This is a genomic window from Niveispirillum sp. FG156 (assembly GCF_057809555.1).
Window position 1 is genome coordinate 1 of sequence record NZ_JBMDKE010000021.1, and the last position, 22,488, is coordinate 22,488.

At 62.3% G+C, this 22,488-nt stretch carries 19 protein-coding genes; all 19 read left to right on the forward strand.

The window, feature by feature from the left end:
• Positions 1-183 (forward strand): transposase (locus ACODSP_RS14575; RefSeq protein ID WP_488966291.1); only part of this gene is annotated, 183 nt, incomplete at its 5' end.
• A gap of 135 nt (positions 184-318) precedes the next feature.
• Entirely contained in the window at positions 319-2,625 is a 2,307-nt protein-coding gene (locus ACODSP_RS14580; RefSeq protein WP_488966292.1) for a putative monovalent cation/H+ antiporter subunit A, read from the forward strand.
• Positions 2,625-3,020, forward strand: a complete 396-nt coding sequence (locus ACODSP_RS14585) for a Na+/H+ antiporter subunit B (RefSeq protein WP_488966293.1) — start codon at positions 2,625-2,627, stop codon at positions 3,018-3,020. Before ACODSP_RS14580 ends, ACODSP_RS14585 begins: the two co-directional genes overlap by 1 nt.
• Positions 3,020-3,379 carry a Na+/H+ antiporter subunit C gene (locus ACODSP_RS14590; protein ID WP_488966294.1) on the forward strand — a complete coding sequence of 120 codons (360 nt, stop codon included), beginning with the start codon at positions 3,020-3,022 and terminating at the stop codon, positions 3,377-3,379. Before ACODSP_RS14585 ends, ACODSP_RS14590 begins: the two co-directional genes overlap by 1 nt.
• Complete coding sequence (locus ACODSP_RS14595) at positions 3,376-4,932, forward strand: proton-conducting transporter transmembrane domain-containing protein (protein WP_488966295.1); 1,557 nt, start codon at positions 3,376-3,378, stop codon at positions 4,930-4,932. The genes ACODSP_RS14590 and ACODSP_RS14595 overlap by 4 nt, the downstream gene beginning before the upstream one ends.
• The gene (locus tag ACODSP_RS14600; protein ID WP_082372506.1) at positions 4,929-5,402 is read left to right on the forward strand and encodes a Na+/H+ antiporter subunit E; all 474 of its coding nucleotides are present in this window, start codon (positions 4,929-4,931) and stop codon (positions 5,400-5,402) included. The genes ACODSP_RS14595 and ACODSP_RS14600 overlap by 4 nt, the downstream gene beginning before the upstream one ends.
• Positions 5,399-5,713: an MrpF/PhaF family protein gene (locus tag ACODSP_RS14605; protein ID WP_488966296.1), complete on the forward strand. Its 315-nt coding sequence runs from the start codon at positions 5,399-5,401 to the stop codon at positions 5,711-5,713. Before ACODSP_RS14600 ends, ACODSP_RS14605 begins: the two co-directional genes overlap by 4 nt.
• Positions 5,710-6,075: a monovalent cation/H(+) antiporter subunit G gene (mnhG, locus tag ACODSP_RS14610; protein WP_245924249.1), complete on the forward strand. Its 366-nt coding sequence runs from the start codon at positions 5,710-5,712 to the stop codon at positions 6,073-6,075. Before ACODSP_RS14605 ends, mnhG begins: the two co-directional genes overlap by 4 nt.
• 158 nt (positions 6,076-6,233) lie before the next feature.
• Entirely contained in the window at positions 6,234-7,940 is a 1,707-nt protein-coding gene (locus ACODSP_RS14615; RefSeq protein WP_488966297.1) for a long-chain-fatty-acid--CoA ligase, read from the forward strand.
• A gap of 561 nt (positions 7,941-8,501) precedes the next feature.
• On the forward strand, positions 8,502-10,868 hold the full coding sequence (locus ACODSP_RS14620) for a glycoside hydrolase family 95 protein (protein ID WP_488966298.1): 2,367 nt from the start codon (positions 8,502-8,504) through the stop codon (positions 10,866-10,868).
• Between the two features lie 132 nt (positions 10,869-11,000).
• A complete protein-coding gene (locus tag ACODSP_RS14625) occupies positions 11,001-12,635 on the forward strand; it encodes a family 43 glycosylhydrolase (RefSeq protein ID WP_488966299.1) in 1,635 nt (544 codons plus the stop codon).
• Positions 12,636-12,637: 2 nt separating this feature from the next.
• Entirely contained in the window at positions 12,638-13,951 is a 1,314-nt protein-coding gene (locus tag ACODSP_RS14630; RefSeq protein ID WP_488966300.1) for a hypothetical protein, read from the forward strand.
• Positions 13,952-14,345: 394 nt separating this feature from the next.
• Complete coding sequence (locus ACODSP_RS14635; RefSeq protein WP_488966301.1) at positions 14,346-15,440, forward strand: pectinesterase family protein; 1,095 nt, start codon at positions 14,346-14,348, stop codon at positions 15,438-15,440.
• A gap of 43 nt (positions 15,441-15,483) precedes the next feature.
• Complete coding sequence (locus ACODSP_RS14640; RefSeq protein WP_488966302.1) at positions 15,484-18,891, forward strand: TonB-dependent receptor; 3,408 nt, start codon at positions 15,484-15,486, stop codon at positions 18,889-18,891.
• Between the two features lie 180 nt (positions 18,892-19,071).
• Positions 19,072-19,851, forward strand: a complete 780-nt coding sequence (locus tag ACODSP_RS14645) for an IclR family transcriptional regulator (protein ID WP_488966303.1) — start codon at positions 19,072-19,074, stop codon at positions 19,849-19,851.
• Positions 19,852-19,967: 116 nt separating this feature from the next.
• Complete coding sequence (locus ACODSP_RS14650) at positions 19,968-20,330, forward strand: L-rhamnose mutarotase (RefSeq protein ID WP_488966304.1); 363 nt, start codon at positions 19,968-19,970, stop codon at positions 20,328-20,330.
• Positions 20,327-21,364: an aldo/keto reductase gene (locus ACODSP_RS14655; RefSeq protein WP_488966305.1), complete on the forward strand. Its 1,038-nt coding sequence runs from the start codon at positions 20,327-20,329 to the stop codon at positions 21,362-21,364. The genes ACODSP_RS14650 and ACODSP_RS14655 overlap by 4 nt, the downstream gene beginning before the upstream one ends.
• Positions 21,361-22,194 (forward strand): amidohydrolase family protein, encoded by an 834-nt coding sequence (locus tag ACODSP_RS14660; RefSeq protein ID WP_488966306.1) that lies wholly within the window; start codon positions 21,361-21,363, stop codon positions 22,192-22,194. The genes ACODSP_RS14655 and ACODSP_RS14660 overlap by 4 nt, the downstream gene beginning before the upstream one ends.
• Positions 22,194-22,487 carry a UxaA family hydrolase gene (locus ACODSP_RS14665; protein ID WP_488966307.1) on the forward strand — a complete coding sequence of 98 codons (294 nt, stop codon included), beginning with the start codon at positions 22,194-22,196 and terminating at the stop codon, positions 22,485-22,487. The genes ACODSP_RS14660 and ACODSP_RS14665 overlap by 1 nt, the downstream gene beginning before the upstream one ends.
• Position 22,488 lies beyond the last annotated feature (1 nt).

Sequence of the window (22,488 nt, forward strand, 5' to 3'; positions counted from 1 at the left end):
CCGAAATATTCCCCAGACCTGAACCCGATCGAGCAGTTCTTTGCCAAGCTCAAACACCACTTGCGAAATGCTCAGGAACGATCCGCCGATGCCGTCTGCGACGCCATCGGCAAAATCCTCCAAACCATCAAACCCGACGAATGCTCAAATTATCTTACAAATGCAGGGTACAAACAAACCTAATCTCATCACGCTCTAATTCCGGCGCCGTTGATGTTTCCCATCGCTGGCGCCGGAATTTGGACCGGTTATGGTTGAACAGCACCCGCCAATCCTTATATTGCCCGAGACTATTGGAGCGGAAAGGCGGACTGCCGCGTGATATTGACAGCCATCCTTGCCATCATCCTGGCCGCGGCCATCGCCCCCACCCTCAATCGGGTGTTGCCCGCCCTGTCACACTGGTTGCTGGCCTTGGTGCCGCTGTCCGCCGCCCTTTGGTTCGCGACACAGGTTCCGGGCGTGGCGGCGGGCGTGCACGTTCTGGAAACCACCCGTTGGGCGCCATCGCTGGGCGTCGCGCTGTCCTTCCGGCTGGACGGGCTGTCGCTGCTGTTCGCCCTGTTGATCTGCGGGATCGGCGCCTTCATCGTCATCTATTCCGGCGGCTATCTGCGCGGTCATCCGCGTGAGGGGCGGTTCCACCTGTTCATCCTGGCCTTCATGGCCGCGATGCTGGGACTGGTCACGGCAGATGATCTGATCAGCCTGTTTGTGTTCTGGGAATTGACCAGCATCACCAGCTTCATGCTGATCGGCTTCAATCATGAGGATGCCCGGTCGCGGCGGTCGGCCATCCAGGCGCTGCTGGTCACTGGCGGCGGCGGCATGGCCTTGCTGGCTGGACTTGTCCTGATGGGTATGGCGTCGGGGGAATGGACCCTGTCGGCCATTGCCGCCTCGGGCACCGATCTGCGCACCAATTCGCTCTATCTCGCCATGCTGGTCCTGCTGCTACTGGCCGCCTTTACCAAGTCGGCGCAGGTCCCGTTCCATTTCTGGCTGCCCAACGCCATGGACGCACCGACCCCGGTCAGCGCCTATCTGCATTCCGCCACCATGGTGAAGGCCGGCGTCTACCTGCTGGCCCGGCTGAACCCCACGCTGGGCGGGACGGAGGCCTGGTTCTGGGCCTTGACCATTGCCGGTGGCGTCACGGCCCTGTGGGGCTCGGCCATGGCCCTGCGCTCCACCGATCTGAAGAAGATTCTGGCCTATACCACGCTCATGGCGCTGGGCGTTCTGGTGCTGCTGATCGGTATCGGCAGCGACGGCGCCTTGAAGGCCTTCGCCGGGTTTCTGCTGGCCCATTCCCTTTACAAGGGCGCGCTGTTCATGGGTGCCGGCTCCGTGGACCATGGCAGCGGCACGCGCGAGGTTGGTGAGTTAGGGGGGCTTTGGGGCAAGATGCCGGCCACGGGCCTGTTCATTGCCGTGGCCGCCCTGTCGATGGCGGGGCTGCCCCCATTGCTGGGGTTTGTCGCCAAGGAACTGATCTACGACGATATTTTCCGCAACGGTCACTATCTGGCACTGGCCGCCCTGCTGCTGGCCAATGCCGCAATGGTGGCAGCAGCGGCAACGATTTTTCTGAAGCCGTTCCTGGGGTCTCCGACAAAGGCCGCCGCGCATGCGCATGAAGGGGGGCCGGCACTTCTGGCCGGACCCGGCATCCTGGCGGGCCTGTCGCTGCTGTTCGGCCTGTGGGTCGGGCTGCCGCAGGGGTTGCTGGGTGCTGCCGCCGGTGCGGTGCGGGGCACGCCGCTGGGCCTGGAACTGCATCTCTGGCATGGGTTCACGCCCGCACTGGGCCTTTCCGCCCTGACGGTCGCGCTGGGCGTGGGGATTTACGCGGGTCTACCGGCTGTGAAGAACGCCCTGTCCAGGATACAGCAGGCCACCCGGATCGATCATGACCGCGCCTGGGACTGCCTGCTTGCCTTGCTGGACCGCCTGGCACGGCAGGTGACCGGCTGGTTGCAGGACGGGATGCTGCACCGGTACCTCGCCTGGATCTTCACCGGTATCCTGGTTCTGTTGGGTGCGACCCTGGCCGCGCGCGGCGGGCTGGTCTGGCCGGGCATCAGCCTGGAGGTTGAGGATGCGCTGGGCGGATCGCTGGCCCTGTTGATGCTGGGCGGCACCGTCGGGGCCATCCGGGCGCGGTCACGTATGGAGGCGATCCTGTCGCTGGCCATCACGGGCATGTCGGTCGCCTTGTTCTTCCTGCTGTTCGGGGCGCCCGATGTCGGCATCACCCAGCTGATGGTGGAAACTTTGTCGGCCATCATCCTGGTGCTGATCATGGCGAAGCTGCCGATGCTGCCGCCGGGATCGGACCGGACAAGGGCGGCCAAACTTTTCCATGCCATACTGGCCCTGGGCCTGGGCGGGGTGGTCAGCGCCATCATGCTGGCCGTGCTGGACCAACCGCTGGCGCTGGATCTGTCGCGCTTCTTTGGCGACACCTCGCTGCTGGAGGCGCATGGCCGCAACATCGTCAATGTCATCCTGGTCGATTTCCGTGGCTTCGATACGCTGGGTGAGATCACCGTGATCGCCAGCGCGGGCCTGGGCGTCTTCGCCCTGCTGCGGGCCCGGATGGGAAAGAGGGGCCGGTCATAATGGACAGTCTGATCCTGCGCACCGGTGTTCGGCTGCTGCTGCCCCTCATGCTGCTGTTCAGCGTTTTCATCTTGTGGCGGGGCCATAATGAACCGGGCGGTGGCTTTGTCGGCGGCCTGATCTGTGCCGTAGGCTTCGCCCTGCATGCCCTGGCCTTCGGGGTGAAGGCCATGCGCGACATGCTGAAGGTCGATCCGCGCAGCATCCTGGGCACGGGCCTGCTGATCGGCATTCTGCCCGGCTTCCTGGGGGCGTTTTCGGGCGAACCCTATATGACGGCACAATGGCTGGGTGCGCTGGGCACGCCGGTCCTGTTCGATATCGGGGTTTATCTGGTGGTGGTGGGCGCGATCCTGGCCATGGTCCAAACCCTCATGGCAGAGGGGGACGATTGATGGAAGTGATCATGGCCCTGACCGTGGGCGGCATGGTTGCCGGCGCGGTCTATCTGTTCCTGTCGCGGCAATATCTGCGCGTGATGTTTGGCGTCATCCTGCTGTCGAACGCCATCAATGTCGCCATCCTGACGGTGGGTCGCCTGACCACGGGCCACGCCCCCTTGATCGCGCAAGGGGCAGAGGTGATGGACCCGGCAGCCGCCAACCCCCTGCCCCAGGCTTTGATCCTGACGGCCATCGTCATCGGGTTCGGCCTGCTGGCCTTCGCCCTTGTCCTGGGTTACCGCGCCTATCAAGAGATGGGGACGCTGGATACCGGTGCCATGCGCGTGGCAGAGCCGGAGGACACGCCATGAATGCCTGGCTGACCGCCGCTCCCATCCTGATCCCGATGTTCACCGCCGCCCTGTGCATGGTGGCCTGGAAATACCCGGTGGCACAGCGGGCTTTGTCGCTGCTGGGCAGTCTGGCCCTGGTCATTGTCGGCGGATCATTGCTGACCATCGTCCTGGATCAAGGCATCCAGGTGGTGCAGATGGGGTCCTGGGCCGCCCCCTTCGGCATCACCCTGGTGGCCGACCCGCTGTCCGCCCTGATGATCCTGATCGCGGCCCTGATGGGGTTCTGCGTGGCGCTGCATGCGCTGGGGGATATCGACCCGGTGCGTGAACGCGGCGGGCATCACCCCATCTTTCAGGTGCTGATGACCGGTGTCTGCGGCGCCTTCGTTACGGGCGACCTGTTCAATCTCTATGTCTGGTTTGAGGTGATGCTGATCAGCAGCTTCGTGCTGCTATCGCTGGGCGGCCTGCGCGAACAGATTGATGCCGCCATCAAATATGTCTGCATCAACATGGTGGCAACCGCCTGTCTGCTGCTGGCGGTTGCCCTGCTTTATGGCGTCACGGGCACGCTGAATATGGCCGACCTGTCGGTGCGCGTACCCGCCGTGCCCAGCCAGCCGGTGATCAGCGCCATCGCGGTGCTGTTCATCATCGCCTTTGGCATGAAGGCGGCGCTGTTCCCCTTCTTCTTCTGGCTGCCGGCCACCTACCACACCCCATCCGTTTCGGTGCAGGCTATTTTCGCCGGCTTGCTGACCAAGGTCGGCGTCTATGCCCTGATCCGTGTCTTCACCCTGATCTTTACCGGCGATACGGAATGGACCCACGGCATCCTGATGGTGATGGCGGGCATCACCATGATCGTGGGCGTGCTGGGATCGCTGGCTGCGCGCGACCTGAACCGCGCTTGGTCCTGGCAGGTCGTGGCCCATATCGGCAGCATGGTGATGGGGCTGGCTATCGCCACCCCGCTGGCCCTGGCGGCAGCGGCCTTCTACATGGTGCATGACATCGTGGTGAAGACGAACCTGTTCCTGGGCGCCGGTCTGGTCCGCCGCATGGCGGGTGGCAGCACCGATTATGCGCGCCTGGGCGGCCTTTTCAAATCGGCGCCCTGGCTGTGCCTGCTGCTGTTCGTGCCATTGGGATCATTAGCCGGCTTTCCGCCCCTGTCGGGGTTCTGGGGCAAGCTGCTGTTGATGCGGGCCGGGCTGGATGGGCAGCATTATGTGATGGTGGGGCTGCTGCTGCTGACGGGCCTGCTGACCATCTGGCTGGTGGGCCGTGTCTGGGCGGAGATGGTGTGGAAGGCGCCGGTGGAACCGCCCGCTGATACCCTGTCCACCCTGCCCTTTGCCCGATCCTACGCCCTGGTGATGCCGCTGCTGCTGCTGTCGCTGATCACCGTCTCCATCGGGCTGCAACCGGAACGGCTGATCAACGTGGCGGGTCAGGTGGGCGAAAGCCTGTATGACACCAGCGCCTATGTCCAGGCCGTGCTGGGCACCACGCCGGCACCGCAGCCGACGCAACTGGGGGCACTGGAAACGGGGGCCGCACCATGAGCCTGATGGTCGTCAATATCCTGCTGGCGCTGGCCTGGATGGGCATTATGTCCAATTTCAGCCTGGGCAGCTTCATCGCGGGCATCACGCTCTCCCACATCATCCTATGGATTGCCCGACCGCTTTATCCCGAACAGACGTATTTCCTGCGCCTGTGGGGTGGCCTGGCCTTCACCGGCTGGATGGTGAAGGAAATCGTGGTATCGGCCTGGAAGGTAGCGGGCGGCGTGCTGGGCTTGGGCGAGAAGGTCTGCCCCGCCGTCATCGCCATCCCACTGGATGTGAAGTCCGACTGGGAGATTGAGCTGTTCGCATGCTGCGTAACCCTGACGCCGGGGACCCTGTCGCTGGACGTCGCGCCCGACCGCAAGACCCTTTATGTCCATGCCATGTTCGGTTCCGATCCCGACGCCCTGCGTCATGAGATCAAATCGACCATGGAACGGCGCATTATCGAGGTGCTGGAATGACCCCGTTCCTTTCCACCTGCATCGTCATCGCCATGTCCATTATGCTGGTGGCGTTGCTGCTGTCGCTGGCGCGTGTAGTGCTGGGACCCATGGCCGGCGACCGTATCGTGGCCGTCGATCTGTTCGGCGTGCAGGCCGTGGCCTTCATCGCGCTGTTGTCGATTTATGTTGGGCAGGTCGTGTTCCTGGACGCGGCCATCGCCCTGGCTCTGGTCGCGTTTTTCAGCACCATCGCCTATGCCCGCTTCATTGAGCACAAGGCCGCGACATACAAAAAATCCAAGGCCGCCAAGGAGGAGAAAACAGCATGATGCTGAACGATTTCTGGCAGGCCTTTATCGGTCTGATCGTGCTGGGTGGCGCCATTTTCTGCCTGATCGCCGCCATCGGTGTGCTGCGCCTGCCCGATGTGCTGACCCGCATGCATGCCAGCAGCAAGGCAGGCACCCTGGGGTGCGGCCTGATCCTGCTGTCGGTCGCGCTGTTTTTTCCCGGCATCGATGTCGTGGCGCGGGCAGCCGCTGCCATCCTGTTCCTGCTGCTGACCACCCCTGTCGCGGCCCACATGATCGGCCGCGCCATCTACGCCACGGGGGAGCCGTTGTGGAAGGGTGCGGGCGTCGATGAACTGAAAGGAACCAAGGACGATCCGGCCCTGCGGCTTGGCGAATAACCGCAATCGGGGGACTTTCCTTCCACCCTGCAAAAAAACGACAGACCTTCCGTAACGTCACCGCGAATAATCGCTTGAGGTTGCGTTTTGGCTCCCGATATAGGTCAATCAAAGGCGCGACGCTGGAGTGCGCCAAGAGCATATCGGGAGGACCGGACATGGCCGAAGCCGCCATCAAGATGACCACACGCGAACCCTTCTTGTGGGAGAAGAGCTATCCCGCCGGTGTTTCGTGGGACATCGACCTGCCGGCCGAGTCCCTGCCCGCCATGCTGGACGCGTCCATCGCGCGCTTCCCCAACAATCCATGCGTCGACTTCCTGGGTAAGAAATACACCTACGCCCAGATCGGCTCTCTGGTGGATCGGTTCGCCGCTGGCCTGCAGAAGATGGGTCTGAAGAAGGGGCAGAAGGTCGGGCTGTTCCTGCCCAACACCCCTTATTCGGTGATCTGCTTCTTCGGCGTTCTGAAGGCCGGCGGTACCGTCGTGAATTTCAACCCGCTCTATGCCGAGCGGGAAATCGTTCACATGATCAATGACAGCGAAACCGACTTCATGGTCAGCCTGGACCTGAAGGTCACCTATGACAAACTGTCCAAGATGTTCGGACAGACGCGGCTGCAGAAGGTCATTGTCGTGCCCATGGCCGACATCCTGCCCTTCCCCAAGAACTGGCTGTTCCCGATTGCCAAGCGCAAGGAGGTGGCCGATATCCCTCGTGACGACCGCCATGTGTGGTTCAAGACGCTGACCGCCAATGACGGGCGTCCGACGCCCGTCACCATCGACGCCCGGAACGATATCGCGGTGCTGCAATATACCGGCGGCACCACGGGCGTGCCAAAAGGCGCAATGCTGACCCATTACAACATCACGGCCAACACCCGCCAGGCCACCGCCTGGTTCTATGAGGCGGTGGACGGGGAAGAGCGCATGCTGGGCGTGCTGCCCTTCTTCCATGTCTTCGCCATGACCTGCGTGATGAACCTGACCCTGATGAAGGGTGGGGAGATGATCCTGCTGCCCCGGTTCGAACTGGACCAGGTGATGGAGACCATCGACAAGAAGAAGCCGACGCAGTTCCCCGCCGTCCCCACCATCTACACCGCCATCAATAATCACAAGGACGTGGCCCGCTACGACCTGTCCTCCATCAAACTGTGCAATTCCGGTGGCGCGCCGCTGCCGGTTGAGGTGAAGGCGCAGTTTGAGAAACTGTCGGGCTGCAAGCTGGTCGAAGGCTACGGCCTGTCCGAAAGCTCCCCCATCGCCACAATCAACCCGCCACATGCCAGCCGCGCCGGCTCCATCGGCCTGCCGGTACCCGGTACCATCATCAAGATCATCAGCCTGGAAGACCGCAAGACGGAAGTGCCGCAGGGGGAGCGGGGGGAGATCTGCATCATCGGCCCGCAGGTGATGAAGGGCTATTGGAACAAGGCCGAAGCCACCGCCGAGACGCTGGATGGCGACATGCTGCATACCGGCGACGTCGGTTACTTCGATGAGGATGGCTATATCTTCATCGTCGACCGCATCAAGGACATGATCCTGGCCGGCGGCTACAATGTCTATCCGCGCAACGTGGAAGAAGCGATCTATCAGCACCCCAACGTCGCCGAATGCATTGTCCTGGGCGTGCCGGACCCCTACCGGGGTCAGACGGTCAAGGCCTATATCAAGAAGCGTGAAGGCTGTGATCTGTCCAAGGAAGACATGAAGGCCTTCCTGGAGGATAAGCTGTCCACCATCGAACAGCCCAAGCTGTATGAGTTCCGTGACGAGTTGCCCAAGACCATGATCGGCAAGCTGTCACGCAAGGCGCTTCTGGATGAGTTGGAAGCCAAGAAGAAGGCAGGATAAGTCAGGAACAATGGTCGCGACGCCTGCCTCTCCTTGCGACCGGGAGAGTTGAGGCATTACAGCGATGATCTGACCTCATCCAAAGGAATGTTGCAGGGGGCGATGCGACGGAACGCATCGCCCCCTTTGCATTGTTTGGACTGGTTATACATCTGCCCCATCCGTGGTAAGGCGTTTTGAAGCCTCGACGCCCTCTGCTTCCTTGCAAAGGATTGCGTCCGTCAGAAACGGTAAACGGAGCCATTTCACCGTGACACAGCCGTTGACTAAGGCTCAGGCGCGCCATATGGTACCGCTATCAGCATAAATAACGAATAATGTTTCGGGGAGATGAAGTAGCACCAATCGGCGCTCAAGATGCCCTCAACCATCTCTGCACGTTGATTGTGATGTTCGCCGGCATGGCGGTCTTCTGCGCGACCAAGCAATGGGTCGCTTTAAAAAGATCGCAATGACACCGGTATCAATTCATTGATCCATCACAGCTCCCGCCTGGATCATCGGCCCGCTTCGGCTCCCCCTGTCGCGCAGTTGGACCCGCACCACAAGAACGAGAGCAAAATGACAGCTTGGACCCGCAGACAGGCCCTGAAGGGCATCGGCGCCACCACCTTGGCCTGCCCCATTCTGGCAAATGCGCAGACAGCAACGCCGACAGCGGCACCGCCCTCCCCCCTGACACTCTGGTACCGCAAACCGGCAAGCGTATGGACCGAGGCACTGGCTATCGGCAACGGGCGCCTGGGGGCCATGGTCTTCGGCGGGATTGCAAAGGACCAGTTACAGCTCAATGAAGACACATTGTGGTCGGGCGGGCCCTACAACCCGGTCAACCCGGATGCCCGCGCCGCGCTGCCAGAAGTGCGGTCCCTGATTGCCCAGGGCAAATATGCCGAGGCGGAAGCCCTGGTGAATGCAAAGATGATGGGCAAGCCCGTCCGGCAGATGTCCTATCAGACATTGGGCGACCTCTGGCTGGAATTTCCGGGTCTGGCAGACGCGGCGGAGTATCGCCGCGACCTGGACCTGGACCGGGCCGTTGCCACAACGCGTTTCCGCATTGGCGACACTCTCTATACGCGGGAAGTCTTCGCTTCGCCCGTTGATCAGGTCCTTGTGGTGCGCCTGTCGGCGCAAGGGTCTGGCCGGGTTGATGTGGATGTAAAGCTTTCCAGCCCTCATAAGGGCGTGGAAGTGAAGGCGGATGCGTCCGATCTGCTGTTCCTGCGCGGTCGCAATGGGGAACAGCATGGCGTGGCCGGTGCCCTGCGCTTCACCTGCCAGGTGCGCGCGATCGCGTCGGGCGGCACGGTTCAGTCCGGCGGCGACCATCTGATGGTTCGCGGGGCGGAAAGTGTGGTCCTGCTGCTGGCTGCTGCCACGTCGTTCCGCCGTTATGATGATGTCTCCGGCGATCCCGACGCCATCACGGCGGGGCAGATTCTGGCCGCAGCCGATAAGCCGTTCGCACAGATCCTGGATACCCATCTGAGCGCGCATCGCGCCCTGTTCAGGCGGGTTTCCATTGATCTGGGCCCCAGTTCCGCAGCCGGCCTGCCCACTGATGAGCGGGTAAGCAACAGCGCGGAATTAAATGACCCTGCCCTGGCCGCGCTCTATCACCAGTTCGGTCGTTACCTGCTGATCTGCTCTTCCCGTCCCGGGACCCAGCCGGCCAACCTGCAGGGCATCTGGAACGACAGCCTGAAGCCCAGTTGGGGCAGCAAATATACTATCAATATCAATACGCAGATGAATTACTGGCCGGCGGAGCCGACCTCCCTGCCGGAACTGGTGGAACCGCTGGTATCGCTGATCCGCGACATTGCCGAAACCGGGGCGCGGACCGCGCGCGACATGTATGGCGCACGCGGCTGGATGGCCCACCACAACACCGATCTTTGGCGGGCCACCGCCCCGATCGATGGTGCGAAGTTCGGCATGTGGCCGGTGGGCGGCGCCTGGCTCTGCCTGCATCTCTGGGATCATTATGATTATGGCCGGGATTTGGACTTCCTGGCCAAGGTCTATCCTCTGATGAAGGGTGCGGCGGAGTTCTTCCTGGACACGCTGGTCGAGGACGCGAAGAGCGGCTATCTGATGACCAGCCCGTCCCTGTCGCCTGAAAACCGGCATCCGCACGGTTCCTCACTGGTCGCCGGTCCCGCAATGGATCAGCAGATCCTTCGTGACCTATTCGACAATTGCATCAAAGCGGCTGAAATCCTGGGCGTCGATGCAGAGTTCCGTGAACAGGCGGCAAAGACCCGCGCACGTCTGGCGCCCGACAAGATCGGCAAGGTCGGGCAGCTTCAGGAATGGGTGGAAGACTGGGACATGCTGGCCCCGGAAATCCATCACCGCCATGTTTCCCACCTCTATGCTGTCTATCCTAGCGGCCAGATCGATGTGTTCGACACGCCGGAACTGGCGGCGGCGGCCCGCAAATCCCTGGAAATCCGGGGCGATGAAGCCACCGGCTGGGGTATCGGCTGGCGGTTGAACCTGTGGGCGCGGTTGGGGGATGCGGAACGGGCGCATCTGGTGCTGCGCATGCTGCTGCGTCCCACGCGCACCTATCCCAATCTGTTCGACAGCCATCCGCCCTTCCAGATCGATGGTAATTTCGGCGGTACGGCAGGCATCACGGAGATGCTGCTGCGCAGCCGAAAGAACGAGATCCACCTCCTGCCGGCGCTGCCGTCGGCTTGGCCCAAGGGGGCGATCAGCGGCCTGCGCGCCAGGGGCGCTGTGCGGGTCGATCTGTCCTGGTCCGGTGGCCGGCTGGATCAGGCCCTGCTGGAGGCGCGGGTTGCGGGCCGGCATCGCATCCGCCTTGGCAAACAGGTCGTGGAGATTGATCTTGAACCCCGCAAACCTGTGCGCGTGACCCGCAACGGGTCCGCCCTTGCGGTCACCCCCCTGTGAGGATGGCGCCGGTCATGAAGAAACTTGCAATCTGTTTGGCATCTCTGGTGCTCGCGGGCCCGGTTGCGGATGCCGTGCCCGCCCTTCGCCGTTTCCTGATCCCGTGACCCGACCGACGAGAGAGAACACGACATGACCGATATCTCCCGCCGCAACGCGCTGAGTCTCGCCCTGATGGGCGGTGCAGGCCTTGCTGCCGGCCCCGTCGCCACCGCCGGGGCTGCTGCGCCCGCTTCCGCGCCCACGGCCTGCATTCCGCCCGGCAAGCCCGGTGGCCCGCAATGGGCGCGCGGCCTGGACAACCAACGCAAGCCCGATCTGGGCGATGGCCGTTTCCTGAACCCGCTTTTTGCCGGTGACCATCCCGATCCCACGATCCTGAAGGACGGGAAGGATTATTACATCACCTTCTCCACCTTCGACAGCTATCCGGGTCTGGTCATCTGGCATTCGCAGGATTTGTTGAACTGGAAGCCGGTGACGGCGGCACTGACCAAGAATCTGGGCTCCGTGTGGGCACCGGAACTGACCAAGCATAATGGCCGCTTTTTCCTCTATATCCCCGTGAAGGGCACGCCGACCGGCACCTATGTCATCTGGGCCGACAAGATCGAAGGCCCGTGGAGCGAGCCGAAATATCTGGGTCTTTCCGGCTTCATCGACCCCGGCCATGCCGTGGGCGAGGATGGGTCGCGCTGGCTGTTCCTGTCGGGCGGCAGCCGTATCCGCCTGACCGATGATGGTCTGTCGACCGTAGGGGAACCGGAGAAGGTTTATAACCCCTGGCGTTACCCGTCCGACTGGATCGTCGAAGGCTTTTCGCCAGAAGGGCCAAAGATCACGCGACATGGCGAGTATTTCTACATGATCACCGCCGTGGGCGGCACGGCGGGTCCGCCGACCGGCCATATGGTCATCGCCGCGCGGTCGAAATCCATCAATGGCCCGTGGGAGGATTGCCCCCACAATCCCATCGTCCGTACCGTCAGCAATGACGAATATTGGTGGTCGCGCGGCCATGCCACCCTGGTGGAGGGGCCGGCGGGCGACTGGTGGTCCGTCTATCACGGGTTTGAAAACGGGTTCTGGACGCTGGGCCGGCAGACCTTGCTGGACCCGGTGGAATGGACGGCGGATGGCTGGTTCCGCATGACGGGCGGCGACCTTTCGCAGCCGCTGCCCGCGCCCAAGGGCGGGCACAAGGGGTCGCATGGCATGGCCCTGTCGGACGATTTCAAGACCCTGCAAATCGGCCCGAAATGGAACTTCTTCAAACCCGGCCCGACCGAGGACACGCGCGCCAGCGTGGCCAACGGCACCTTGCGCCTGGTGGCCAGTGGTACCGCGCCCAAGGACAGTTCGCCCCTGCTGCTGGTCGCCGGCGACACCTCGTACCAGTTCGAATGCGATATCGAGATCGAGACGGGCGGCGTGGCCGGTATGGTGCTTTTCTATGATGAGAAGCTTTATTGCGGCGTCGGGTTCGATGAAAAGCGGTTCGTGACGCATCAGTACGGTATCGAACGGGGCCGCCCCGGCAACCCGCATGGGCGCAAGATGCGGCTGCGCACCACCAATGACCGCCACATCGTCTATTACGATTTCAGCGCCGATGGCGGTAAAACCTGGAACCGGTTTGACCGTGGCATGGAAGTATCGGGCTATCACCACAATGTGCGTGGCGGCTTCCTGATGCTGCGGCCGGGGATTTATTCCGCCGGGACAGGCACCGCCAAGTTCTCCAACTTCACCTTCAAGGCGCTGTAACAATGCCGGCCCTGCTGCTTGCCGCCGCCCTTGTCATGACCATTCCCGCCTTTCCCGGTGCCGAGGGGGCGGGTGCCACCTCCCTGGGTGGGCGGGGCGGCGCTGTCCTGCGGGTCACAAACCTGGAGGATAGCGGCACCGGATCGCTGCGTGCGGCGGTGGAGGCGGCGGGGCCGCGCACCATCATCTTTGACATTGGCGGCACCATCATTTTGAAAAACCCGCTGAATGTCCGTCAGGGACGCGTCACCATCGCCGGGCAGACGGCACCCGGCGATGGCATCACCTTGCGTGGGCAGCCGTTCCGCATCCATGCCGACGATGTTGTTGTCCGCTACCTGCGGGTCCGTCTGGGCGATGAACAGGGGGTGGAAAGCGATGCGTTCGAAATCACGGGCGGTCGGCGCATCATGGTGGACCATGTCTCGGCCAGTTGGTCGGTGGATGAAAGCCTGTCCATCGGCTCGACCTACAAACAGGTGGCCGACGGCCCCTATGACATCACCGTGCAATGGTCGATCATCGCACAGTCACTGAACAAGTCGCTGCATGCCAAGGGGCAGCATGGTTATGGCACCTTGTTGCGCTGTTCCCATGGCGCAAAGATCACCTTTCACCATAATCTCTGGGCTCACCATATCGCCCGCATGCCGCGCCCTGGCAACACGCAGATGCCACCGGTGGACAATATCGGCCCGTTCTATCAATTCCATTCCAATGTCTTTTACAACTGGGGTGGAAAGGCGTCGGGTTATAATGCCGATCAGGGGGGCAAGGCCTCCATCGTCAGCTATGATTTCATCGACAATACCTACATTCCAGGCCCGAATTCACAGGGGCAGCTCGCCTTTGAAGAGGCGAACCCCAATGCGCGCCTGTATTTCGCTGGCAACAGCATGGATGGCACCATCCCGACCGATCCATGGTCGCTGGTCGATGCCAAGGTCGGCATCCGCCGTGACACGCCGCTGGCGGACATGGCCCCACTGAAACCGGACCCTGCTCCCAGCGCCTTTCAGCGTGTCCTGGCCCATGCCGGTACATCCCTTTCCCGCGATGCCATTGACCGAAATGTGGTGGCCAGTGTGAAGGACCGCACCGGCTCGCTGATCGATAGCCAGACACAGGTCGGCGGCTGGCCCGCCCTGGCACCCGGCCGGCCCTGGACCGACAGCGACGGCGACGGCATGCCCAACGCCTGGGAGATCGCCAATCATCTGAACCCAAACGATCCTTCAGATGGCTCCAGGGTCGGTGCCAACGGCTATACCAACCTGGAACAATGGTTGAATTCTCTCACGCCGAGTTATCAGTGAAAATAGATTATCACTCATGAAATTTGCATTGACACCGGTGGTCAGTGGTCATAGCTTGATGGGAGATCAGCCAAGGAATAATGGGCATTAATCCACCCCCCGACTTTGGTCGGGGACCGCCCGCATTCCTCGGAATCTCAATGGTTACCGGTGTTATCGCTAACGCAAAAGCAGCATTGACACCGGTGACAGTGGAATTTAACTTCTCTTTCATAATATCAATCCGACCAGCCTATGGACCGTGATTGAAACAAGGCGACAACGCCTGAGCGCCGGTAACGGCGTCGAACAGACCAGGGGAGGCAGATGATGAACCAGACATATCGACGATCCAGGGCCAAGGCCGCCGCCGTCTAGTACGGGCGCTATCCGCCTTTAGAACTGGAATTTGATCATGTTGACGCCCTGCCCCACGGCGGATGGCGGACGGGATCGCTTTGACATGACGCGCCGGCTGTTCCTGGCCGGTGGTGCCCTGTCTGCGTCCCTGCCCCTTCCTGTGATCGCCGCTGACACGCCCCATGCGCGTGTGGCGAAGAATGGTCGTAACGGTGCCTTTCGCAGCGTTGCCGACGCGCTGGCCGCTGCCCCCGATGACCCGACAAAGCCTTGGCATATCGCGATTGGCCCCGGCGTTTGGGAGGAGAAGCTGCGGATCGCCCGGCCGCGTGTCACCCTGACTGGGGCTGGCCGCGACCGGACAATCCTGACCTATTCCATTGCCGCCGGCATGAAGCGGCCGGACAAGGGCAACTGGGGAACCTATGGGTCCTCCGCTGTGACGGTTGAGGCGCCTGATTTTGCCGCTGCCCATCTGTCCATCCGCAATGATTTCGATTACGTCGCGAACACGCTACGCGCCGACGGCATCAATGGGGCACAGGCGGTCGCCTTGGCCCTGGGCCCTGGGGCGGACCGGTCAGTGCTGCGCGACGTGGCCATTATCGGCCATCAGGACAGCTTTTATCTGCGGTCGGGTCGCGCCCTGGTGGAAGAAAGCCTGATCGCCGGCAGCGTGGATTTCATCTTCGGCGGTGCCGCAGCACTGATCCGCAACTGCGAAATCCGCTCCCGCCTTCGTCCCGGCGACGGGGTACAGGGCTTCGTGGCCGCACCCAGCACGCATCAGGCGCAACCGGTGGGCTTCGTCTTCCGGCAATGCCGCCTGACGCGGGAGGAGGCTCTGCCTGACGGCTCCGTGTATCTGGGCCGTCCATGGCGGGCGGGCGGCAACATGGAACTGCTGGGGGCCAGTGCCTTCATCGATTGCTGGATGGACGCGCATATCCATCCCGATGGCTGGACCTCTATGGGCTACACGCGCGACGGCACCCGTACGGAGCTGACACCCGGCGAAGCGCGACTTTTCGAGTATGGCAGCCAGGGACCGGGCAGCGGCAGCGCCAGCCGCAGCCGGCGCCTGCTGTCGACAGCCGATCTGGTGACATTCGACAGATCGAACATGTGGGGCGACTGGCAACCGGCATGACAGACCGGGAACACCAGCGTCGGACAAGGGGAGGTAGAGGAAGATGAGTGTGAAGCAGAACCTGACACGCGGCCTGGGCGGCTGCTCCATCCTGGCCCTGGCTGTTGCCGGGCTGATCATGCCCGGCATTGCCTCGGCGCAATCGGCCCCCGCCGCTTCGGGGTCCGCCGGTGGTGAGCTAGAGGAAATCATTGTCACCGGTTTCCGCGCCTCGCTGCGTTCCGCCCTGAACGAGAAGCGCAACTCCACCGAGCAGGTGGACGCGATCAATGCCGAGGATATTGCCGACTTCCCCGACAATAATCTGGCGGAAAGCTTGCAGCGCCTGCCCGGCGTGTCCATCGACCGTGACAATGGTGAAGGCCGGTCGATCACCGTCCGTGGTCTGGGTGGCGATTTCAACCGTACCCGTCTGAACGGCCTTGAGGCGCTGTCGACCGCCGGTTCCAACGATTCCGGCTCCACGCCGAACCGGTCGCGTTCGTTCGACTATTCAACTTTTGCTTCCGAGCTGTTTTCATCGCTGAAGGTGCAGAAGTCGCCGTCGGCCGAAACGGATGAAGGCTCCCTGGGCGCCACCATCGACCTGCAGACGGGCCGTCCCTTCGACTACAAGAAGGACACCTACGCGCTGTCGACGGAAGGCAGCTACAATCAGAACTCCAAGAAGATCAACCCGCGCACGGCGGGCCTTCTGTCCCACCTGTTCAACGACAATACGATGGGCATCCTGATTTCCGGTGCCTATTCCAAGTCGGTGAACGAAATCGACCAGTTCCGCCGCAGCCCAGGCCAGTCCGACTATCTCTATCGCGGCTCGCAATGGGCGGGTGATGAAAATCCCCAAAGGGCCGGCTTCTCCGCTCCGGTGGGCACCAGCTTCGGCAGCGCGATCACCAATCCCGATGCCATCGCCTATCAGACCGGTTCGGACCCTGCGGCCTACGCCAAGCTCTATCCCGGCGCGCCCTACAACACGCCGGGTCGCTTCAACGATAGTCTGGTCCGCATTCCGGCCCTGGCCTCCATCGAACAGCAGGATGTGAAGCAGGAACGGCTGGGCCTGACCGCTGCCTATCAGTGGCAGGTGAACGACGACACCAAGCTGTCGATCGACGGTGCCTATTCCCGGCTGGAGAACCTGTCCACCTACAATCAGGTGTCCAGCGTCGGCCTCAACCGCAACAACACCAACGCCACCTACAACACCGCCAGCAATTCGCTGACCCCTGTTGCGGCCCGCGCGCTGTATCCCGGCCTGTGCGTGCCCAATGCCGGCAGTGATCTGGTCCCGGCGCAGGATTGCGGCCAGCAGCTTTATGGCTCCACGCCGGCCTTTACCACGGCCTTCAACGCATCGGGTCAGCGGGTGGCGTCGATCCTGGGTGCAGCAGCGGTTGTGCCCGGCGGCACCACGCCCACCAACGCCAACATCTTCTCGACCAACCCCTATAATCTCGACCCCTACGACTATTACAACAACCCCAGTTCGGTGGGTTACATCCCGTCCAGCAATCGACTGGCCTTCCGTGGTGCGTTGATCGGGCGGCCTGCGGTCGACGTGCTCGATGCCAACGTAACCAACGGCTTGGCTGACTATCTGGTTCTGCGGAATGTGGATTTCCGCTCCGCTGCGGACCAGAGCCACTATGTGACCAAGTTCCACCAGGGCTCTTTGCAGCTGGATCATGATTTCAGCGAAGATTTCACCATGCGGATCATTACCGGCATGTCGAAATCGACCAATGTCAGCCAGGGCCTGCTAGTGGAATTCAACCGCATGGATAGCCAGGGCTTGTTCGTCTATGACGAACGCGGCGGCGGTTCCATGCCGGTGATCGATTTCGGGTTCGATGCTGCCGATCCGGCCAATTGGGAAACCGTGAAGGGCTTCTCCGGTATCCGCAATTATCAGCGCTTTGTGAAGAACACCTACAAGCAGGGCAAGATCGATTTCGATTGGCAGATCGCGGATGAATTCAGCCTGGGCTTTGGCGCGAACTATAAGGAGTTCACGTTCAATACCGACCAGTATGAACGCAACAATGACCTGCTGAACCCCACCCTGAAGGAGGCCGGCGTCACCACCGCCAGTGTCAGCCGCGTCATCGATTTCGGTCAGGGGCTGAAGGTGCCGGACGGAACGATGACCAGCTTTGTGGTGCCGTCGATCCAGGCCTTCGACGATCTGTTCGACTTCACCTGCAACTGCGTCAACAAATGGGGCGACTGGCGCATCACCAACAAGCGCAATGGCGGGCGCGAGCGTTATAGCGTGACCGAGCGCGATACCGGCTATTATGTGCAGGGTGACTGGGACCTGGAACTGTTCGGCAACCCGTTCCGTGGCAATGTCGGCACCCGCATCGCCGTGACGGAGGTCGACAGCCTTGGCAACAGCAATGCCGGGCGCCCGCTGAAGGGCTCCAACAAATACACCGACATCCTGCCCTCACTGAACATGGTGTATGAGCCCATTGACGATGTGCTGCTTCGCTTCGGTGCGTCCAAGGTGATGGCGCGCCCGCTGCTGGGCAACCTCTCGCCGACCATCACGGCCCTGTCGATCCCCAATACCGGCGCCACGACGGGCGCCACGCTGACCATCGGCAATCCCAAGCTGAAACCCTTCCGCTCGGATAATTTTGATGCCAGCGTCGAATGGTATTTCCAGCCGGGTGGCCTGATCTCCATCGCTGGCTTTAGCAAGGATATCAGCAGCTTCCCACAGACCGTGCTCTATTCGGCAAAGCTGTCCGACTTTCTGGACGACGAAGGTATCCAGGCGATCCGCGCCGGTTTCACCAATGCCCAGCAACTGGCCTATCTGGATGCCGGATATGAGTTCACAGCCCGTCAGTATCGCGACGCACCCGGCGGCTGGCTGCGCGGTTTTGAGGCCAGCTTCCAGATGGACTTCACCTTCCTGCCGGAATTCTGGTCCGATTTCGGCACGCAGTTCAACTACACCCATATCAAGAGCAAGCTGAAATACATCCTGGACCCCGGCACGGCCACCGTGGCCCCGACCATCGCGACGGGACCCTTCCTGAACGTGTCGCCGGACGCCTTCAACGCCACGCTCTACTATGAAACGGACGATTTCCGCGCCCGTGTCTCGGTGGCGCAGCGCAAGGGCTACAGCACGTCCTATCCCATCGCCGCCGGTGCCTGTGCTCCCGGCCTGCAAACACCGGTGCCGACCAGCCCGGCCACGCAGGGCACGGCGTGCGACAGCCCGCTGATCAACGATTTCGTCTTTAGCCGTTCGACCACCAATATCGATGCGTCGATCAGCTACAAGCTGACCGACCTGATCACGGTGACGGCGGAAGGCCTGAACCTGACCAACCAGACCAGCGACCGCTACGCCTATGAGGGTCAGGAGGCAGTCACGCAGTATGGCAGCTCCGGCCGCATCTTCCGCGTCGGTACCCGCGTCCGGTTCTAACCTCCCTCCCGCGGGCTGAATTCCTTCCCCGCGAAATCACTGGCCCCGTCCCTGGCAACAGGGACGGGGCCAATTTTTTGGTGGACACCACCCGGCTTCAAAAACCGGTTCGCCCAGTGTATGGCTTTGTCCCGACAGAGAGCTGGCATTCGCGATGGCCGGTTGGTGAAAGGATCATCCATGTCCCGTCCCGGATTGAAAGGCACCTACGCGGCCCCTGCTCTGGAAAAGGCCTTTGAAATTCTGGAACTGCTGGCCGACCGGCCAGCGGGCATGCAGATCAGCGAGATGTCGGCCATCCTGGGCCGGTCGGTGGGCGAACTGTTCCGCATCGTCATCGTCATGGAGATGCACGGCTATCTCCAGAAGTCGGAAACGACCGACCGCTATACTGTGGCCTACAAGCTGTTGGATGTGGCCCTGCGCGCCACCCCGTCGCAGAACCTGATTGCCGCTGCCCTGATGCCGATGGAGCGGCTGGCGTCGGCAGTGGGACAATCCTGCCATCTGGTGGTGGTGAATGGCGGCCAGGGTCTGGTGATTGCGCGCCAGGAAAGCCCCGGCACACGCGGCTTCGCGCTGAAGGTGGGGGCTGCTGTCGATCTGCTGCGCAGCTGTTCCGGCCATGTCCTGCTGGCCTTCTCTCCCCCTGCCCGCACATCCCGTCTGATCGAACTGGCCGAGGCGGCAAGGGGGACGGCCTGCGACCGGGTCGCCTTGGAGAAGGCGCTGGCCCAGGTCCGGACCCAGGGCTTTGACAGCCGCAAAAGCCCCGTCACCTTCGGCGTCACCGACATCAGCCTGCCGATCTTCGGTTTCAACGGCGATGTCATGGCGGCCCTGACCATCCCCTTCATGGAGATGATCGACGGGTCACAGAAGGTGGATGCCGAGGCGGCGCGTCAGGAACTGCACGCCGCAACCCAGGCAATCTCCGCGGTTCTGGGCCATCAGGGCTGATCGACACCGATCATCCGCATTTTCTTATTTGAGATTATGATTTCATAAGCGATAATGACACCCAAGAAATTGGGGAAGGTCATGTCCATGCTCAGGTGCCGCGTCGGGGGCGGGAAATGACCCGCCGTCTGGTTCTGGCGCTCGACCTTGTGTCGGATGCCGCACTGATTGCCGACTATGAGAAGCTGCATCGGCCCGGCGGCGTCTGGCCAGAGGTTCTGGACCATATCCGGGCGTCCGGCGTGGTGGAGATGCAGATTTGGCGGGTGGATGACCGGATGGTCATGGTGGCAGAGGTCACGGAGGATTATCCCCGCACCACCCCAGCCGCCCTGGATGAGGCTGTATCCTGTTGGGAAACGCTGATGTGGCGTTTCCAGAAGGCACTGCCGGCAGCGCAAGCGGGGGAGAAATGGCGCCCGATGCAGCCTATCTTCGATCTGTCACAGCATGTGCCGTCGGCCGGGGGGATGGAATGACATTGCCCCGTCGCCGCATCGGGCGCACCGCGCTGACGGTACCGGAAATCGGTTTCGGCGCCGCCCCCATGGGTAACCTGTACAACCCCGTGGGTGACGAACAGGCCCGCGCCACCCTGTCCACAGCCCTGGATTCAGGACTGACGCATATTGATACGGCGCCCTATTATGGTTTCGGCCTGTCGGAACGGCGGGTGGGGGACGCGGTGCGCGGACGCACCAATGTGGTGCTGTCCACGAAGGTGGGGCGTCTGCTGACCGCGGACACCGGTGTCATCGACGATCGGGAACGGTGCGGCTTCCGCTCCGCCCTGCCCTTCCGCCCGGTTTACGATTACAGCCATGATGGCATTCTGCGCTCGCACGAGGCGTCGTTGCAGCGTCTGGGGCTGGCGCGGGTGGACATTCTTTATGTCCATGATATCGGTGCAGTAACCCATGGCGATGCGAACAACGCCATGATGGAACAACTGACGACAGGCGGTGGTTTCCACGCACTGGAACGGCTGCGGGCGGAGGGGTCGATCACGGCCTTCGGCATCGGCGTCAATGAGGTACAGGCCTGTCTGGATTGTCTGGACCGGGCCGATCTGGACGTTATCCTGCTGGCCGGGCGATACACGCTGCTGGAACAGGGCGCGTTTGACCTGATCCCCCTCTGTGCCCGTCGCGGCGTCAGCCTGACCCAGGGCGGCATCTTCAATTCGGGCATCCTGGCGACCGGCACACGCGGGGACAGCATCGGATACTACAATTACGCACCCGCCCCGCCGGACATCCTGAAACGGGTGCGCCGGATTGAGGATGTATGCGAGCGGTATGGTGTCGCCCTTCCCGCCGCTGCCCTGCAATTCGTGCTTTCTCATCCGGTTGTGGCCGGCGTCATTCCCGGTCTGGACACACCTGACCGGGTGCGGGCAATCCGGCAGTTGTATGAGGCACCGATACCAGCGGATTTCTGGGCGGAGCTGCGGCATCTGGGCCTGCTGCGGGCCGACGCCCCCATCCCATCGGTGATGGGAGCTGTCCCATGATCATCGACGCGCATCAGCATTTCTGGGACCCGACACGCGGTGACTACGGCTGGCTGACGCCGGCCCTGCCCATGCTGTACCGCCCGATCCTGCCGGCGGACCTGCGGACCTTACTGGATGATGCTGGCATCGACGCCACCATCCTGGTCCAGGCGGCCCCCACGGTCGCGGAAACCGACTTCCTGATGGGGCTGGCGGCAGCCATACCCTGGGTCAAGGGGGTGGTCGGCTGGGTTGATCTGGATGCGTCCGACATTGCCGACCAGATCGCGCGGCGGCGGGCGCAGGCCAAGTTTATCGGCATCCGGCCCATGCTGCAGGATATTGATGACCCCGCCTGGATACTCGGCTCCCGGCGGGCGGCGGGGCTTCAGGCCTTGCAGGCATCGGGCCTGACCTTCGATGCGCTGGTAATGCCGCCGCAATTGGCCTGCGTCGCCGAACTGGCCCGGCGTTACCCCGATCTGCGCATCATCATCGACCACGGGGCCAAGGGGCCGATTGGCGCGGGCCCGATCCCTGGCTGGCGCCGGGACATGGTGGCTGCCGCCCGATGCGGCAATGTCACCTGCAAACTGTCCGGCCTGCTGACCGAAATGGCACCCGGCACGGATGATGCGGCCATTCTGAACCGGATGGCGGAACTGCTGAACCTGTTCGGGCCGGATCGGCTGATCTGGGGCAGTGACTGGCCGGTGCTGGACCTGGCCGGGTCCTATCACCGCTGGCACATGCTGACCCAGATGTTCCTGGCCCGGCTGGATGCCGGCGCGGCAACCGCGATCATGGGCGGCAATGCCGCACGTATTTACAGGCTGGAGGGGGCGTGATGGCACCGGCGGTGATCCTGCTGCATGGCGACGATAATGTCGTTGTCTGCTGCCGGACGGTGGAGGCGGGTGAACATATCCGCGTGGAAGGGGTGGATATCGTCGCAGCGCAGCGTGTGGCCCTGGGTCACAAACTGGCACGCCGCGATCTATCCGCCAGCGACAAGGTTATAAAATATGGCGCGTCTATCGGTTCGATGACTGCCGATATCAAGGCAGGCGGCTGGGTCCATATGCACAATATGAAAAGCGACTATATCGGCGCGCATCTGCGCGACGCGGTTACCGGCTGAA

Bases quoted from the DNA above. Each gene is read 5' to 3' on its own strand.
- ACODSP_RS14630 (WP_488966300.1), top strand. From the start codon at position 12,638: ATGCCGGCCCTGCTGCTTGCCGCCGCCCTTGTCATGACCATTCCCGCC.
- ACODSP_RS14635 (WP_488966301.1), top strand. From the start codon at position 14,346: ATGTTGACGCCCTGCCCCACGGCGGATGGCGGACGGGATCGCTTTGAC.
- ACODSP_RS14650 (WP_488966304.1), top strand. From the start codon at position 19,968: ATGACCCGCCGTCTGGTTCTGGCGCTCGACCTTGTGTCGGATGCCGCA.
- ACODSP_RS14640 (WP_488966302.1), top strand. From the start codon at position 15,484: ATGAGTGTGAAGCAGAACCTGACACGCGGCCTGGGCGGCTGCTCCATC.
- ACODSP_RS14665 (WP_488966307.1), top strand. From the start codon at position 22,194: ATGGCACCGGCGGTGATCCTGCTGCATGGCGACGATAATGTCGTTGTC.
- mnhG (WP_245924249.1), top strand. From the start codon at position 5,710: ATGATGCTGAACGATTTCTGGCAGGCCTTTATCGGTCTGATCGTGCTG.
- ACODSP_RS14585 (WP_488966293.1), top strand. From the start codon at position 2,625: ATGGACAGTCTGATCCTGCGCACCGGTGTTCGGCTGCTGCTGCCCCTC.
- ACODSP_RS14660 (WP_488966306.1), top strand. From the start codon at position 21,361: ATGATCATCGACGCGCATCAGCATTTCTGGGACCCGACACGCGGTGAC.
- ACODSP_RS14590 (WP_488966294.1), top strand. From the start codon at position 3,020: ATGGAAGTGATCATGGCCCTGACCGTGGGCGGCATGGTTGCCGGCGCG.
- ACODSP_RS14600 (WP_082372506.1), top strand. From the start codon at position 4,929: ATGAGCCTGATGGTCGTCAATATCCTGCTGGCGCTGGCCTGGATGGGC.
- ACODSP_RS14605 (WP_488966296.1), top strand. From the start codon at position 5,399: ATGACCCCGTTCCTTTCCACCTGCATCGTCATCGCCATGTCCATTATG.
- ACODSP_RS14620 (WP_488966298.1), top strand. From the start codon at position 8,502: ATGACAGCTTGGACCCGCAGACAGGCCCTGAAGGGCATCGGCGCCACC.
- ACODSP_RS14615 (WP_488966297.1), top strand. From the start codon at position 6,234: ATGGCCGAAGCCGCCATCAAGATGACCACACGCGAACCCTTCTTGTGG.
- ACODSP_RS14645 (WP_488966303.1), top strand. From the start codon at position 19,072: ATGTCCCGTCCCGGATTGAAAGGCACCTACGCGGCCCCTGCTCTGGAA.
- ACODSP_RS14595 (WP_488966295.1), top strand. From the start codon at position 3,376: ATGAATGCCTGGCTGACCGCCGCTCCCATCCTGATCCCGATGTTCACC.
- ACODSP_RS14655 (WP_488966305.1), top strand. From the start codon at position 20,327: ATGACATTGCCCCGTCGCCGCATCGGGCGCACCGCGCTGACGGTACCG.
- ACODSP_RS14625 (WP_488966299.1), top strand. From the start codon at position 11,001: ATGACCGATATCTCCCGCCGCAACGCGCTGAGTCTCGCCCTGATGGGC.